The organism is Rhizobacter sp. J219, assembly GCF_024700055.1.
Classification (GTDB): Bacteria; Pseudomonadota; Gammaproteobacteria; order Burkholderiales; family Burkholderiaceae_C; genus Rhizobacter.
Genome location: NZ_JAJOND010000001.1, coordinates 1201088 through 1216229 on the forward strand (window position 1 = coordinate 1201088; position 15142 = coordinate 1216229).

Annotated in this window: 15 protein-coding genes; 3 read left to right on the plus strand and 12 right to left on the minus strand. The window is 68.7% G+C overall.

All coding sequences use genetic code 11. The annotated features are described in order from the left end of the window. Nucleotides 1–11: 11 nt before the first annotated feature. Nucleotides 12–638, plus strand: coding sequence for a thioredoxin family protein (locus LRS03_RS05520; RefSeq protein ID WP_257824393.1), 627 nt, complete (start codon nucleotides 12–14; stop codon nucleotides 636–638). Nucleotides 639–660: 22 nt separating this feature from the next. Here LRS03_RS05520 and LRS03_RS05525 read toward each other — a convergent pair whose 3' ends face one another. Then, nucleotides 661–1347, minus strand: a complete 687-nt coding sequence (locus LRS03_RS05525; protein ID WP_257824394.1) for a hypothetical protein — start codon at nucleotides 1345–1347, stop codon at nucleotides 661–663. 177 nt (nucleotides 1348–1524) lie between these two features. Next, nucleotides 1525–1998 (minus strand): cupin domain-containing protein, encoded by a 474-nt coding sequence (locus LRS03_RS05530; protein WP_257824395.1) that lies wholly within the window; start codon nucleotides 1996–1998, stop codon nucleotides 1525–1527. Nucleotides 1999–2077: 79 nt separating this feature from the next. Between LRS03_RS05530 and LRS03_RS05535 the strand changes: the two genes are divergently transcribed. Next, the gene (locus LRS03_RS05535) at nucleotides 2078–2815 is read left to right on the plus strand and encodes a substrate-binding domain-containing protein (RefSeq protein ID WP_374685037.1); all 738 of its coding nucleotides are present in this window, start codon (nucleotides 2078–2080) and stop codon (nucleotides 2813–2815) included. Here LRS03_RS05535 and LRS03_RS05540 read toward each other — a convergent pair. The 10 genes from LRS03_RS05540 to LRS03_RS05585 all read right to left on the minus strand — a co-directional run bounded on the left by LRS03_RS05540 (nucleotide 2812) and on the right by LRS03_RS05585 (nucleotide 14201). After that, nucleotides 2812–3090, minus strand: a complete 279-nt coding sequence (locus LRS03_RS05540; RefSeq protein WP_257824396.1) for a DUF1488 domain-containing protein — start codon at nucleotides 3088–3090, stop codon at nucleotides 2812–2814. The genes LRS03_RS05535 and LRS03_RS05540 overlap by 4 nt on opposite strands. Beyond that, a complete protein-coding gene (locus LRS03_RS05545) occupies nucleotides 3087–4046 on the minus strand; it encodes an OmpA family protein (protein WP_257824397.1) in 960 nt (319 codons plus the stop codon). Before LRS03_RS05545 ends, LRS03_RS05540 begins: the two co-directional genes overlap by 4 nt. Then, entirely contained in the window at nucleotides 4043–4444 is a 402-nt protein-coding gene (locus tag LRS03_RS05550; RefSeq protein WP_257824398.1) for a DUF4398 domain-containing protein, read from the minus strand. Before LRS03_RS05550 ends, LRS03_RS05545 begins: the two co-directional genes overlap by 4 nt. A 167-nt stretch (nucleotides 4445–4611) precedes the next feature. Beyond that, nucleotides 4612–5331 (minus strand): Crp/Fnr family transcriptional regulator, encoded by a 720-nt coding sequence (locus tag LRS03_RS05555; protein WP_257824399.1) that lies wholly within the window; start codon nucleotides 5329–5331, stop codon nucleotides 4612–4614. Nucleotides 5332–5461: 130 nt separating this feature from the next. Next, nucleotides 5462–7048 carry a diguanylate cyclase domain-containing protein gene (locus LRS03_RS05560; RefSeq protein WP_257824400.1) on the minus strand — a complete coding sequence of 529 codons (1587 nt, stop codon included), beginning with the start codon at nucleotides 7046–7048 and terminating at the stop codon, nucleotides 5462–5464. Beyond that, nucleotides 7041–8507, minus strand: coding sequence for an ATPase domain-containing protein (locus tag LRS03_RS05565; RefSeq protein ID WP_257824401.1), 1467 nt, complete (start codon nucleotides 8505–8507; stop codon nucleotides 7041–7043). The genes LRS03_RS05560 and LRS03_RS05565 overlap by 8 nt, the downstream gene beginning before the upstream one ends. Beyond that, a complete protein-coding gene (locus LRS03_RS05570) occupies nucleotides 8504–8899 on the minus strand; it encodes a hypothetical protein (RefSeq protein ID WP_257824402.1) in 396 nt (131 codons plus the stop codon). Before LRS03_RS05570 ends, LRS03_RS05565 begins: the two co-directional genes overlap by 4 nt. A gap of 129 nt (nucleotides 8900–9028) precedes the next feature. Continuing rightward, nucleotides 9029–10705, minus strand: a complete 1677-nt coding sequence (locus LRS03_RS05575; protein WP_257829434.1) for an alpha/beta hydrolase domain-containing protein — start codon at nucleotides 10703–10705, stop codon at nucleotides 9029–9031. A gap of 188 nt (nucleotides 10706–10893) precedes the next feature. Then, complete coding sequence (locus LRS03_RS05580) at nucleotides 10894–12435, minus strand: DUF1501 domain-containing protein (RefSeq protein WP_257824403.1); 1542 nt, start codon at nucleotides 12433–12435, stop codon at nucleotides 10894–10896. After that, nucleotides 12432–14201: a DUF1800 domain-containing protein gene (locus LRS03_RS05585; RefSeq protein ID WP_257824404.1), complete on the minus strand. Its 1770-nt coding sequence runs from the start codon at nucleotides 14199–14201 to the stop codon at nucleotides 12432–12434. The genes LRS03_RS05580 and LRS03_RS05585 overlap by 4 nt, the downstream gene beginning before the upstream one ends. 266 nt (nucleotides 14202–14467) lie before the next feature. On the opposite strand from LRS03_RS05585, the gene LRS03_RS05590 reads away from it, so the two are divergent. Beyond that, nucleotides 14468–15079 (plus strand): hemerythrin domain-containing protein, encoded by a 612-nt coding sequence (locus tag LRS03_RS05590; RefSeq protein ID WP_257824405.1) that lies wholly within the window; start codon nucleotides 14468–14470, stop codon nucleotides 15077–15079. Nucleotides 15080–15142 lie beyond the last annotated feature (63 nt).

Genomic DNA, 15142 nt, shown 5'->3' on the forward strand with positions numbered 1-15142 from the left:
GGAGGACTCCCATGACCACGCTTCGCCGCCATTGCCTGATCGCCCTCGCCAGCGCCGCCTGGGCCCTCGCTCCCTTCGGCGCCCACGCCGCAGCCACGCTCGACCAACCCGCACCCGCCTTCACCGTGCCGGGCGCCGACGGCAAGCCGGTGAGCCTCTCGGCCTACAAGGGCAAGACCGTCGTGCTCGAGTGGACGAACCACGAGTGCCCGTTCGTGCGCAAGCACTACGACCGCAGCGGCAACATCCCCAAGCTGCAGAAGGAAGCCACCGCCAGTGGCGTGGTGTGGCTGCAGGTGATCTCGTCGTCGCCCGGCTCGCAAGGCCACGTGACCGGCGCACAGGCGCAAAAGCTCAACCAGCAGCGCGGGGCCGCGCCGAGCGCCGTGCTGATCGACGCCGACGGCAAGGTCGGCAAGGCCTACGGCGCGCAGACCACGCCGCACCTCTATGTGATCAACGCCGACGGCAAGCTCGTCTACAAGGGCGGCATCGACAGCATCCCGAGCAGCAACGTGAGCGACATCGCCAAGGCCGACAACTACGTCAAGCTCGCGCTGGCCGACGTGGCTGCGGGCCGCAAGGTGGCGCAGGCCAGCACGCAGCCATACGGGTGCTCGGTCAAGTACTCCGACTGAGCAGCGGCCGCGTCGGCAACCGTCACTGGCTGCTGATGAAGATGTTGACGTAGGTGGTGTTGTCCCGCATCGAGGCCGAACGGGCGGTCATGTTGAACGCCAAGCCACCTCGGGCGACAAGGCCGGTCCACGTTGTCGACGTCGTCGTCACGTTGTCGAACGGCGTGGCGACGCCTGCATCGAGCTCCCATGCACAGGGCATGTTGCAGGTGAGCGTGACCTGCTCGCCCACGTGAAGCATGGTCATCACGTTCGGGTTCTGCACCTGCCCGTTGACCGACATCGTGGCGGTCAGGCCCGTTTCCACCGTGATCGTGTACGGCAAGATCGCGCCTCGGACGTCGTACACCACGCTGCAACTGCGGTCCTTGCAGACCCTCCAGCGCAGCGTGCCGGTGTGGCGGCCGACAGGCAGTGCCGGGTTGATCGCGATCATCGAACTCACGTTGCCTTGCAGCGTGGCGTAGATCTGCGACTGGGAGCCGAGGATGTCGTACTGGCCCTCCAGGGTGGCATAGGCACCCGTCGGCAGCGGCGGCGTGATGGTGGCGTTGACGCCGGTGAAGACCGAGGTGCCGCTGCCCTTGTTGACGATGAGGTGCGGGTAGTTGTAGGTGACGGTCCGGGCCGGGCCTTCCACGGTAGGGCCGCTGTCACCGCCACCACCGCCGCCACAGCTGGCCAGCAGCGACGCTGCCAGAAGCGCCACACAGGAAAGGAGACGCGCGCGAGGCGCGGGGAACGTAGAAAGGTTCATGACATTGCAATGCGTGAATTGACGAATCCAGGTTCGCCATTCCACCTTGCAGACGGCTCGCCCTCCCTCGCTCGGCGGAGTGGGCCCCGCTCGGCGAAACATCACTGTAGCGTTTATGCACGGCCGTGCTCACCCCGGATGCGTGGGGTCTATCCAGCGCACCTCTTCCGGCGGTTCCGCCGGCGCGATGTCGAGGTTGATCGCCACCGCCTCGCCGTCGCTTCGCACCAGCACGCACTCGAGCGTCTCGGTGCGGCTCGCATTGATCTCCTGGTGCGGCACGAAGGGCGGCACGTAGATGAAGTCGCCCGGCCCCGCCTCGGCGGTGAATTCGAGCTGCTCGCCCCAGCGCATGCGGGCGCGGCCCTTCACCACGTAGATCACGCTTTCCAGCGGCCCATGGTGATGCGCGCCGGTCTTGGCATTGGCGTGGATGTGCACGGTGCCGGCCCAGAGCTTCTGCGCGCCGACGCGGGCGAAGTTGATCGCGGCCTTGCGGTCCATGCCCGGCGTCTGCGCGGTGTTGGCGTCGAGCGAATCGGCCGGCACCACGCGCACGCCGTCGTGCTTCCAGCGCGGGTGGGGATCGTGAGGCGTGGTCATCGTGGGTTCCTGTGGATGTGGCGCACCGCTGCATTCTGGCCCTGCCATGCCATTCGCGCATATCAGCTAGGACGACGCGATGCTTGGTGGCCACGGGACGCTCGCCACAGAATCGGTGCATGAGCACCACCCCCTGCGCGCAATCTCGTCGATGGCCACCCGCCAGGTGCTGGCCGAGCTGGCCGATCTTTACCGTCGGGCGAGCGGCACCAAGCTGCAGATCGAGTCGGTGGGGGGCGTGGACGCCGCCCGGCGGGTCGAGGCTGGCGAAGCCTTCGACCTCGTGTTCCTCGCCAGCGACGCACTCGCGAAGCTCGCGGCCGCCGGCCATGTGCGCGGCGACACCGAGCGCGCGATCGTCGACTCGTCGGTGGCCATTGCGGTGCGGGCCGGTTCGGCGAGGCCCGACGTCAGCACCGAAGACGCCCTGCGCGCGGCCGTGCTCGCGGCCGGCAGCATCGGCTACTCCACCGGGCCGAGCGGCACGGCCTTGCTCAAGCTTTTCGAGCGCTGGGGCTTGACCGACACCCTCAAGCCACGCCTGGTGCAAGCCCGCGCCGGTGTGCCGGTGGGCTCACTCGTGGCAAGCGGCGAGGTCGCGCTCGGCTTCCAGCAGCTGAGCGAGCTGATGAACCTCGACGGCATCACGCTGCTCGGCGGCATGCCGCCGGGGCTCGAGATCACCACCACCTTCTGTGGAGCCATTGCCAGCAACAGCCGGCACCCGGACGCGCAGGCAGCGCTCGATTTCATGAGCGCGCCGGCCATGGCAGAGCTGAAACGCCGCCACGGGATGGACGAGCCCAAGCGGCGCTAGCTGCGTTCGGGACGGAAGTCGAACTCGCGCAGCATCACGGGTTGAAGCGACCCTTCGGCCACGCGGCGGCGCACGGCCGACTCGATCTCAGCGGTGTGGGCCCAGAAGGTCTTCAACGCATCGTCTCCCTCGGCGCCGGTGCGGAAGCGGTAGCGCAGGGTCGCCTGGCCGATGCTCGCCCAGACGCGTTCTCCGTCGACGTCGACGCTGAATCGGACCTCCCGCGAGCCCTCATGGAAATAGGGTGCGTCGGCCATCGCGCTCGCGGGGCTCATGGCCGCGCCTGCGAAATGACGATCTCCACACGGCGGTTCATCTGGCGACCCTGGGCCGTGTCGTTGCTGGCCACGGGCGCGTCTTCGCCACGCGAGGCTGTGCGCAGGGTCTGCGCCGGCACGCCCAGGTCGATGAGCGCCTTCATCACCGCGTTGGCGCGGCGACCTGAAAGCTCACGGTTGGACTCGTCGGAGCCGACGCTGTCGGTGAACCCTTCGATGGACGCCCGCTGCCCCGGGTCGCGGCGCAAGGCGTCGGTGAGCTTGGCCATCTGGCGGTCGGCGCCGGCATTGAGATCCGAGCGGCCGCTCTGGAACAGCACGTCGCCCAAAGTCACCACCACGCCACGTTCCGTCTTCTTCGCGCTCAGCTCGGCCAGCAGCGACTCGAGGGAGTCCACGCGGGCCTGTTGCGCTTGAGCCTCCTGCTGGTTGCGGTCTGACTGTGCCTGCGCGGCCGCCAGATTGCGGTCTGACTGCGCTTGCGCGGTCGCCATGTCGCGGTCGGACTTCGCCTGCGCGGCCACGATTTCGGACGACTTCTGGGCGTTGCTGCGTTCCGATTCGGAAAGCCGCCGCTGGGCCGTGTCGGCCTCGGCGGTGCGCGACGCGAGGCGCATCCGGTCGCGCTCGGCCGCGGCACTGGCCGTCACCGCCTGGTCGGCGAGGCTGGCCGCGGTCTCCTGGGCCAACGTCACGCGCTGCCCCGCCATGTAGGCCTGGTGGTCGACGACGGCCGGGCTGCCGTCCGCGGCCCAGGTCTTCTCGGCCAGCAGCAAGGCCTGCTCGGCACGCTTGAGTTCGAGCGGCGCGAGCGACACGACACGCGAGTCAGCCTGCGCCGACTTGACGCGCTGGCGTGCCTGCTCCAGCGCGCTGTTGGGCGGGGGCGCCGTGGCGCAGGCGGCGAGTGCGGCGGTCAGTGCGACCACCGGGTAGAAAAGGTGGCGGGTCATGGTGTGCTCCTGCGTTCGCGGGGTGTCTTGCGGTCGATCTCTTCGCGCAGCACGGCGGCGGCGTCCTGCGTTTCACGTGCGGCCTTGCGCGAACGCACGGCCTGCGCGTGCATCTCGGCCACCTCGGCGTCGAGCTGAGCCTGCTCGGCCAGCCGGGCTGCGCGTTCGTACTGCTTGGTCTCGTTGGCTTCCTTGGCTCTGGCGAGCTTCGATTTCGCGAGCTGGAGTTCCGCGGGCGCCATGTCGGCGGTGCCCATGCTGCTGGCGCGTTGCACGGCGGCGTCTGCCAGGGCCATCTGCTGCGTGGGAGGCGGCACGCTGGCGCAAGCCGTCATGACACCGGCCAGCACGGCCATGAGGAGCCCGGTGGCGACCGGGGTTGAAACGAGGTGGGTCATGTGTTGCATCCTTCGAGCACCGGGACAGCGCAGCTCAAAGGGGCTTGCGAACGGCGGGCTGGCATGGACTGTGCGCGCCGACACGGCGCCGCTCTGTGTGCCAACGCACCCTCGGCGGGTGCAGCATGGCTCGATCCAGCGTAGGAGAGCGCGCTCGATGGCGGGCGCTAGGTTGCCACGTTGGCCGGCAGCAGGCGGTCGTATTCGCGCTTGACCACCGCATAGCACTCGCACACCCGCTGCTCGAGGCCGCCCCGGTCGAGCACGGTGATGTGGCCCCGGCGGTAGCGGATCAGCCCCGCGTCCTGCAGGTGCCCCGCGGCCTCGGTGACGCCTTCGCGGCGCACGCCGAGCATGTTGGCGATCAGCTCCTGGGTCATCACGAGTTCGCTCGAATGCAGGCGGTCCAGGCTCAGCAGGAGCCAGCGGCACAGCTGCTGGTCGAGCGTGTGATGGCGGTTGCACACCGCCGTCTGCGCCATCTGGGTCAGCAGCGCCTGCGTGTAGCGCAGCAGGAGGTGCAGCACCGGCCCCCCGCGGTTGAACTCCTGCATCAGGAAGCTCGCCGGCAGCCGGTAGCCCTGCCCCGCGCTTTGCACGACCGCGCGGCTCGTGGTGGAAACGCCTCCCATGAAAAGCGAGATGCCCACCACCCCTTCGAAGCCCACCACCGCCACTTCGGCGGTTGCACCGTCCTCCAGCACATACAGCAGCGAGGCGATGGCGCTCGTGGGGAAGTACACATGGGACATGCGCATGCCGGCCTCGTAGAGCACCATGCCGAGCGGCAGGGCCACCGGCTGAAGCTCACCTCGCCAACGGTCCCACTCGGACGCGGGCAGTGCAGCAAGCAGCAGGTTCTGACGTGCTTCGTCTTCCCCGGACATGGAACTCCAGTGCTGGTGACCGCGGACCATCGGGATGACGGTCAAGAGGCGAAGTTCAGTATAGAGAGACGCGTGGTCGCGTCGCCCCGATGAAAGTGGCGAAGAGGGGCAATCCGCTGGGGCAGCCGACTCAGGGTGCTTCCGCCAGCACGGGCTGCGCAAGCGGCAGCCGCACGACGAACGAGCTGCCGAGGTTGTGGCCTTCGCTGCGGGCAACCACCGTGCCGCCATGCAGCTGCACCAGTTCGCGCACGACGGCCAGGCCGATGCCCAGGCCGTCACGCCGGACGGAGGGCACGCGGTTCTCCTGCACGAAGAGCTTGAAGATGTGCTGCAAGGCCTCCGCCGAGATGCCGACACCCGAGTCGGAGACCATCACATCGATCTCGGCCGGACCGACGTCGACGGTGAGCGTGATGCGCCCGCCCTCGGGGGTGTAGCGCGACGCGTTGTCCACCAGGTTGCCGAACACCTGTGCCAGCCGCACGGCATCGCCGCGCATCGCAGGCCACACCGCGGGCAGCCGGGCGTCCATCTCCTGGCGCCGGCCGTGGATCGCCGGGTGGCAGGCCTCCAGCACGGTCTGGAACAACTCGGCCAGGTCCACGTCTTCGTACTGAAGGTGGAACTTGCCCACACCCTCGCTTGACACATGCAGCAGATCGTCGATCAGCCGGGCCATGCGAGCCACCTGCCGCACGATGATGCCCTGCAGCTTCTGCAGGCTTTCTTCCTGGGTGGTGGCACGCGACAGCAGTGTGGCGGCATGGCGCAGTGGCGCGAGCGGGTTGCGCAACTCGTGCGCGACCATCGCGAGGAAAGCCACATGCTCGGGGTGCAGCCGCATTTCCGGTTTTTCACGCTTTGGCGAGGCGGTGGTGTGCTCCGCGCCACCGGCGCTTCGCGCCGGCATCAGTGCTCCCGCGGCGGCGCCCGGGGAGGCGCCCGTTCCGACGTCGCGCTGAAAAACGCAGCGGCCTCCGCCTGCGCGTTTGGCAGCGTACATGGCGGCGTCGGCCAGTGCGATGAGCGTCTTGGCGTCGTGTGCGTCGGTCGGGTAGAGGCTCACGCCGATGCTGGCCGTCAACCGCACCTGGCCGGACTCCAGCTCGATCGGCGCCTGCAGCTCCTGCAACAGCTTGGCGGCGACCGAGCAGGTGTCGGCACCGGGGGAGAGTTCGGTGAGCAGGACGACGAACTCGTCACCCCCGTGGCGGCTGACCGTGTCGGTCTCGCGCACAGCCGACTCCAGGCGCCGGGCCGCCTCTTTCAGCACCTCGTCGCCCGCGGCATGCCCGAGCGTGTCGTTGACGTGCTTGAAGTTGTCGATGTCGACGAAGAGCACCGCGAAGCTGAGTTCTCGACGGCCGGCGCGCACGATCGTGGCCTGCATGCGATCGAGCATCAGCTCGCGGTTGGGCATGCCGGTGAGGCCGTCGCGCTGCGAGGCATGCGCCAGTTCGTCGAAACTGCTTCGGGCCGCTTCGGCGATGGCGTCGGCGCGCAATGCGGCGAGCACCAGTTGCTCATTCGCCTGCACGACGAGCGCCGCCTCGTTGGCGTTGAGCTCGTGTTGCGCCTCGACGAGGCGCTCGCGAAGCTGCTTCAGGTGCGTGCGCAGGGCATCCGCCTGGGCGTTGAGCAGCGCCAGGCCGCGCACACCCGCCCGCGCACGCGCCATCTCCGTGTTGTCAGTGCCGTCGGGCGGATCAAGCATCGTCCGCAGCCTCGCGAGACGGCGGACGCCGCGTGGGCTGGCCGCCCAGGAGACCTTCGAAGCCGGGGAGCATGGGCCCGACGTGGATTCCGTCATCGTCGATGTGGAACTGGCGCAGCTCGTTCGAGTGCGCGCTCGCGCGCACCTTCACCACCGCCATCACCCGCTGCAGCCGCCCATCGATCTCGACGTAACGCTGCACGATGATCGCGTCGGTGAGGAACGCCGTGCCGTAGGGGCTGAAGCGCAGATCGTTGTAGCGGTCTTCCAGCTCCGAAACCATGAGCACCGACACGCCGGTGGCAGTCAGCGCCGCCACCATGCGCGACAGGGCTTCGCGAAACTCCCCGCGGAAGGTGGGCGCAAGCGCCAGCTCGAAGCCCGAGAGCGAGTCGATGACCACGCGCGACGCACCGAGCCGGCGGATCTCCGCCAGCAGCTGCCAGGTGATCTCTTCCACCGAGAGCGCCGGGGAGCTGGTGTCCACCACCCCCACCTTGCCGCTTTCGATCAGGTCCGCCAGGACCCGGCCTCGCGAGGCACTCGGGCGCTGCTCGAAAGCCGCGATGACCCCGATGTCACCCTGGCGGGCACCTTCTTCGAGGAACGCCCGCGCGAGGATGCTCTTGCCCGACCCCGAAGGGCCGGCCACCAGCAGCGAATACCCCGCCGGCAGGCCGCCGCCCATCATCGCGTCGAGCCCGGGAACGCCCATCGCGAGCCGGTGCTCGGTGGGCGGCGTCGACTCCGGCATCGCCGGCGAGGACAGCCCGCGCGGAAACACCTGCAAGCCGGTGGTGCCGATGCGAAACGCATGCAGCCCGGGCATCGTGGCCTGCCCCCGCATCTTGCTGACTTCGAGCTTGCGGACGACCGCGTTGCGCTTTTCCGTCTGCCTCAGCCAGATCAGGCCATCGGCCACGGTGAACACCACGTTCAGGTGCGCATCGTCGAGATGCTCGCCGACGATGAAGGTCGTGGCCTGCCAGCTGGTCAAGAGCACGCCCAGGTCCTGCACGAAGCGCTCCTGCTCGGCTTCGCCGCCCGACGCGCCGGCCAGCAGCACGGTGCGGAACGAGTCGACGAACACCAGGCCAGGCTCGTGCGAGCGCACTTCGGCGGAGATGCGATCCAACACCTTGCCGGAGCTGCCCGACGAGGCTTCGTCTGCGAGGTTGTAGAAGCGGATGCAGCGGTTGAATCGGTCGAGGTCGAAGAAGCGGTACCGCTGCTGATAACGCAGCATCTTCAGCGGCGGCTCGCCGAGCACGGTGAAATACAAGGCCGGCCGCTCGGGCGTGGCCAGCGCAAACATGATCTGATGCGCCAGCGTGGTCTTTCCGCTGCCGGGCGCCCCTGCGATCACGTTGAACGAGAACTCCGTGAGCCCGCCCCCCAGGACCTGGTCGAGGCCGGGCACCCCGGTCGGTAGCAGCGTTGCGGTGGCCACTTCGTTCATGGCGGACCTCTCTCGATCGGCGGAAGCAGCCTGTCCACCAGCGGCGCGCCGAGCAGTGACGTGAGCACTTCATGGAACACGCGCAATAGCTCGCCCTGCGCCGCGGCAGCCTGCGCCTCCGATCGAGTGCACAGTGCCTGGTGCAGCGCGTTGAAATCGTCGCCGTGGAGAGTGCCGTCGTGCACCGCCTGCAGCCAGGGGTCTTGCTTGCACCGCAGGGCGATGCACCGCTGATAGAGCGCACCGAAGCCGAGCGTGCCGATCACGGGCACCAGCGCGGCCTCGATCTGCCGCCAGGCATCGACCGCGGCGTCAGCCTCTGCGCCCTCGGCTCGAGGGAGATGTCGCGCGGGTCCGACAAGCGAAAGCCGGTGCGCTGCGATGGACGTCATGTGCGCTCCTGTGTCGGACACCCCATGTGGAAGCCCATCCTAGGCCGCGACGCCGAAAACGCCTCGTCTTTTCTTTTCCGATCGTGCGTGGGCTGGCGCACAGACGCGCCGCCCGGCGCTCAATCTGCATCAGGGCAAGGCCGCGAGCACGGCGTTGGCCCCGTTCACCAGCTCGTTGGCCGACACCTGCGACAGCCTGCCCTTCGCCTTCAGCCGCTGAACGTCTTCCACATAGTCGTTGAGCAGGTGGCGCGCGATGCGGCTGGCGATGACCTGCGACTGGCCACCGCTGGCCTCGCCACGGGCGATGGCCTTGATGGCGCCGATCACCTTGTGGGCGAACTCGTCGTCGTGGCCGCTGGTGTAGAGGTAGAAGTAGCTGGCTTCGAGCAAGTCTTGCGCGGCGCGGCAGGTGGCGCTGCAGGGTGCGCCCAAGCCCACGATGGAGTGCGCGGCGAGATGCTTGGTGCGCAGCGCGTCCTGCCACACCACGTAGCCGTCGCGCACGGTGTCGTGGGCCTGGTTGAACACCGGCACCACATAGCTGCCGTGCGTGGGGTAGAGCTGGTCGATCACACTCTGCTCGAACGGGACGTAGCTGCCATAGAGGATGCAGAAGGCCGCGCCCGTGTTCGCGCCGCTGTTGAGTGCGGTGGGCACGGCGAACTCGGCCAGGCGGATGCCGCCGAGCGCGTTGCCGTTCGCGTCGCGCTGAATCACCGCGCCTTCGGTGACGATGGGCGGTGCGCTCGGCGGCTGCACGCCCTCGCGCACCCAGCGCACCATGTGGTCGTAGACGGCGTTGATCACATGCTGCATCGGCACGCGCGGGTATGGCGGGCGGGCGCAGTCGCCAAGCGTGGGCGCCACGCCGTCGCGGGCGAGCAGCGGTCGCGAGTTGAGCACCGTGCGGCGGCCCGAGTGGCTCGCGCCGGCCACCTCCCAGAAGCGGAAGAGCGGCGTGTCGGGCTGGCGCGAGGCCATCTGCACCGGCACGTCGGTTTCCGAGATCAGCTTGAAGATCGGCACGCTGAGGTCGCTGCGCACACGGGCGCCGCCAATGAAGAGCAGGTAGGCATCGACCGGGTCGCCGATGAGCGGGTGCAGCGCGTTGACGAACACCGCCAGCCGGCCGGCCGATTGCGAGGCGCCGATCGCCATCACCCGCTTGACGTCCAGCTTGCCCATCGGCCGCACGCCCGTCGGGTGGCGCAGCGCCTGCAGCGCCTGGGCGTAGATGTCGTAGGAGAGCGAGTCGTCGACGATGGTGCCGCCCGCCGTCACGTCGAGCGAACCGTAGCGGGTGGCGCTCCAGTTCTTGAGACCGTTGGGGGTGCCCTGCACGCCCACGCGTTGCGCCGAGATCCCGACCCACGCATAACCGGAGCGGATCACGTGCTCGAAGGAAGCCCCCCACATCGCGTCGAGGTCGTAGCCCGCCGTGACGTTCTGCCACTCGGCGAGCACGGTGCCGTTGAACTTCCACGGGCTGATGGGCCGTCGCACGAGGATGCGGGTGCGGTACGGGTGGCCGCTGCTGACCACCGCGCCGTTGGTGCCCAGCGGCACCGCGGTGTTGTAGCGGCTGGCCGTGCCTTCGATGAAGTATTCCTCTTCCACGTAGCCGACCGCCGCGAGCTTGTGCAGGGTCGACATCCATGGGTAGTCGCGCGAGGCGCTGCCGGGCGGCTGCGAGGGCACGGGGCCGATCACCGTGGGGCTGGGCACTGCCGCCGCCACGACCGGAGAGAGTGAAGAACCGACCGCCAACAACAGCACCGCGGCCCACGACCTGAGCTTTTGCATCACGCTTGTCTCCCTGGGTGGATTGAAGAGTCTCGAACGGTTGCTGAACCGTTTCAAAGGCGCGCGAATCTAGTGCCGCAAGGGCGGTCTTGGCTTGAATACACCGCCTGGTGTACGGGGTTATTGAGGCTCCGTACCGAGCGTCAGGCAGCAGCTTCAACCGCCCTGCGCGCGGCTCGTGCTCGGACTCAGGCCATGAACCCGAGGTTGCGCTCGCTGAAGTGGCGCAACCCCGGAAACACCATCGACACCTCGCTCTCGCTCAGGCCGAACCAACGCGCGAGCGTGGCGCCGATCTGCTCGACCGAGGTGCCGGGGATCAGTGCGCCGTTGCCGATCTGATCAGGGCTGCTGTCGAAGGCGTTGCTGTTGGCGTTGCGCAGGCCGAGCACCGGGAAGCGGCCGTAGAGATCGCCGCCCTTCACTGCACCGCCCATCACGAAGTGGTGGGCGCCCCAGCCGTGGTCGGTGCCATCGCCGTTGCTGGTGAAGCTGCGGCCGAAGTCCGAGGCGGTGAAGGTGGTGACGCTGTCGCGCAGGCCCATCGCGCCAAGGGTGGTGTCGAAATAGCGCAGCGCATGCGAGAGGCGTGCGTAGAGGTCGGCCAGCGCGCGGTTCTGGTTGTCGTGGGTGTCGAAACCGCCCAGGCTCACGAAGAAGATCTGCCGCCTGGCCTGGATGCCGCCCGAGCCGGCGGCGTCGATCATGCGGGCGACCGTCTGCAGTTGCTGGGCGAGGCCGTTGATCGCTTTCGTGCCGGTGAGAGGCGCGTCGTAGAGCAGCTTGGGGTCGGGGCTGGTGCCGGGCGTGCCGAAGAGCGGCTCGCCCGCATCCTTGAGCGCAAGGCGCAGCACTTCCTCGGCCTCGATCGATCGGTTGTTGATGTCGGCCAGGTCGCGCTCCAGCGGGTGCGTGCCGCGGGTGCTGCGCACGATGCGACGCAGCGCCTCGCCCACGCCGAGCTGGCCGTAGACGGCATGCGTGGTGCCCGAGGTCGCCATGCGGATCGCGCCACTCGTGCTCACCTGGTACTGGCGCACCCTGTCGCCCGAGAGCCAGACGGCGTTGCCCGAGGTCGAGATGGCGGTGAAGACGGCGCGGCCGTTCTGGGCGGCCAGCAGGTCGGCCATCAGGCCGCCCCACCCTTTGGTCGCACCTTCGGGCTGGAACGACTGCCACATGTTGGCCTGGTCGTTGTGCGAGAAGAGGTGCGCGGGCTTGGGGTGCATGCCGCTTGCGTATTGCGCCTTGGTGGTGGGCATCACCAGCGGGCCGGCGTTGGGCACGATGGCGAGGCGCTTCTCGTCGTTGAAGAGCGTCTGCAGCGTGCCCATCAGCGGGTGCAGCGCGAAGCTGCGGCCCTGCGGGTGTGTCGGCAGGATGGGCAGCACGCCTCCCAGCCGCGCCGGCGAACCAGCCGTGGCACCGGCCACCGGCGGTGTGCCCGGGGCCTGCAGCGCAATGGATTCGGGCGACTGGTCGCGCACCGATGTGTAGGCCGCCCACGAGGCTGCATCGGTGGGCAGCACCATGTTCATCGAGTCGTTGCCGCCATGCAGGAAGAGACACACCAGCGCCTTGTAGTCGCGCGCCGACTGCGCCGCCGCGCTGCCGAGCGCCGACAGATTGAGCGCGAATGGCGCCGCGGCGCCCAGGCCCGCCAGCGCCGTGGCGTGGCGCAGGAAGAGACGGCGCGCGCCGTCGTGCTGGAAGTGGGGGCCGGTCGTCATTTCTGCACCTGGAACTCGGGCGAGGCAAGCGTGAGCAGCACGGCCGAGGCCACGCGCACTTTCTTGCCGATATCGATGGCAGCCTGGCTGTGGGTCTGGATGGGCACGCTCGCCACCGCGGCCACGATCTCGGCCTTGAGGGCGGCGGGCATGCTGCCGTACATCAGCTTCGCGTCGAGCCGGTCGACCAGTTCGGCGGGCTTGTCGGCGATGGCCAGCTCGGCGGCGTAGTCGGCCTGCACGTCGGCGCGGTTGAACGGCGCACCGTTGACCACGCCCACGCCGCTGAAGACCACGCTGCGCAGGTAGTTCACGTAACCGGCCGCGCTGGTCTCGTGCGCGATCTGCAACTCAGGCGCCACCAGCCCCGCGGCTGCCGCGGCCGAGCCGGGCGGCACGTAGCCCGGCCGGTAGAAGTTGAAGACCGACGGCGAGCGCAGCACCGACTGGCCGAGCCGGCTCGCCGGGTCGTCGGTGTTGCCGATGCGCCAGTGCCCGCCGTCGGAGCGCGCGTTGAAGGCGCGGTAGTAGGCGGTCATGCGCAAGAGCGGCTCTCGCACCTTGCCATCCGTCGCACCCGGCCGGCGCGCTTCGTCGTGCAGCAGCAAGGCCTTCACCACCGCCTTCAGGTCACCGCCGGACGTGCTGAACACCTGGGCCACGTCGCGCACATAGGCCGGGCTCGGATTGCTGGTGACCAGGCGCTGGATCAGCTGGCGCGAGATGAACGGCGCCACGTTCGGGTGGCCGGCGAGCGTGTCGAGCGCGATGCGCAGGCTGGTCATGCCGTCGGTATGGGCCGGCACCACCGTGCCGAGGAAACGCTTTTCCTCCGGCGCGTGCATGCCGGGGTAGAGGATCATCGGTTTCATCGCACGCTCGGGGTCGCTGCGCGACGAGCCGCTCACGCTCACAGAGCCGGTGGAGAAGCAGGTGTGCTGGGTGGCGGTGGGCACCACCGGGCAGGCCCAGCTCCAGCCGGTGAAGACACGCGCAAGGCCGGTGATGTCGGCCGGGCCGTAGGTCTCGACGGGCTGGCCGTCGGCGAGCTGGTGTGTGCCATCGGCGTTCAGCCGGTAGAGGCCGATGCTGAAGAGCTGCATCACCTCGCGGGCGAAATTCTCGTCGGGCACGCGGCCGGTGCGGGTGTCGGCCTTGCGGTTGCCGAGCGCGCTGAGGTAGCGACCCATCATCGGGTGCAACGCCACGCCTTCGAGCAGGTCGCGGTAGCGGCCGGTGCCGCGCGTGGCGAGCAGGTCGAGGTAGTGCGCCACGGCGCGCGGCTCGTTGCCGACGAAGGTGTCTTGCATGGAGATCACGAAGATCTGCGACAGCGCCAGCGCCACGCGCTGGCGCAACTGGTCCTCGCCCGTCACGGCGGTGCGCCAGAAGGCGTTGAAGACACCGTCCTGCCCGGCCCAGGCGCTGGGGTTGACGGTACGCAGCTGGGCGGTGAGCGCGTCCCAGTGCGCGACATGCGAGCTGGCGGGCACGGCGAACTGCTCGTCGATCCAGCCGGCATAGCCCAAGGCCTGTACCCGTTGGATCGAGGCTTCGTCGGGGCCGAAGCTGGCTTGCGTGAGAAAGCGGGCCGCGGCGTGGCGGTCTGGCGCGGGCGCCGGGGTCGGAGCGGGTGAAGGTGCCGGAGAAGGAACCGGCGCAGGGCCGGGTGACGGGCTGTCGGCAGGCGCACTGCCACCGCCGCCGCCCCCGCCACACGCTGCGAGAACCGCCGCCGCCATCGCCATCGCCGTGACGCGTTTCACACGCGCACCCCACCCGCCGCGCAAGGCTTGCGCTCTGTACGTCAACACATTCACCACCGTCGAGAAAACTGCCTGGAACTCGCACGACGGGCGCGTGTTGACGCTTCTCTTGTGCAGGCGGGGATTGTTCCCGCCTGAGCGCGGCGGCTACCGCGCAGCAGCGGTGGCAAAACCGCCCTTTTCAGGCGATTCCTTGTGACGGATCAAGTGACCCGCAACGCGTCTTCACATACTGGCCGCATCGACTTGCCAGACGCGAGGCCACCATGCACCCCACCCTCCAGATCATCCGCAGCGAACACCAGGCCTTGACCGCCATGCTGCGCAGCATCCGCCTGCTGCTGGCCGAGCACCGACGGCGCAACACCCTGCCCGACTTCTCGGTGCTGCGCGCAATGCTGTTCTACGTCGACGAATTTCCGGAGAAGCTGCACCACACGAAAGAAAGCACCCTGCTCTTCCCCCTGCTGCGCGGCCAGGGCAGCGAGACCAATGCGGTGCTCGACAAGCTCGACCAGGACCACGCCCGCGGCGAGGCGGCCATCCGCACACTCGAGCACGAGCTGCTCGGCTTCGAGATGATGGGCGACACCGAACAAGGCCCGCGCCGGCGCGAGCGTTTCGAGAAGGCGATGGACGAGTACATCGACTTCTACCTCAGCCACATGCACGTGGAAGAGACCGTCGTGCTGCCGCTGGCCGAGCGTGTGCTGAGCGCCGCCGAGTGGCGCGAGCTCGACAAGGCGTTCAAGCTCAACCGCGACCCGATCGCAAGCTACGACACCGACGGTCCCTACCGCAGCGTGTTCCAGAAGGTGCTGATGCACTTGCCGGCACCGCTCGGGCTCGGGCCGGCGCTGGCCGTTCCTGCACCCTAGGTACGCACGTCGCAAACACGACCATCGCCGCCTCTTGTACGCACTTAGCGCAGCTTGGCGCGC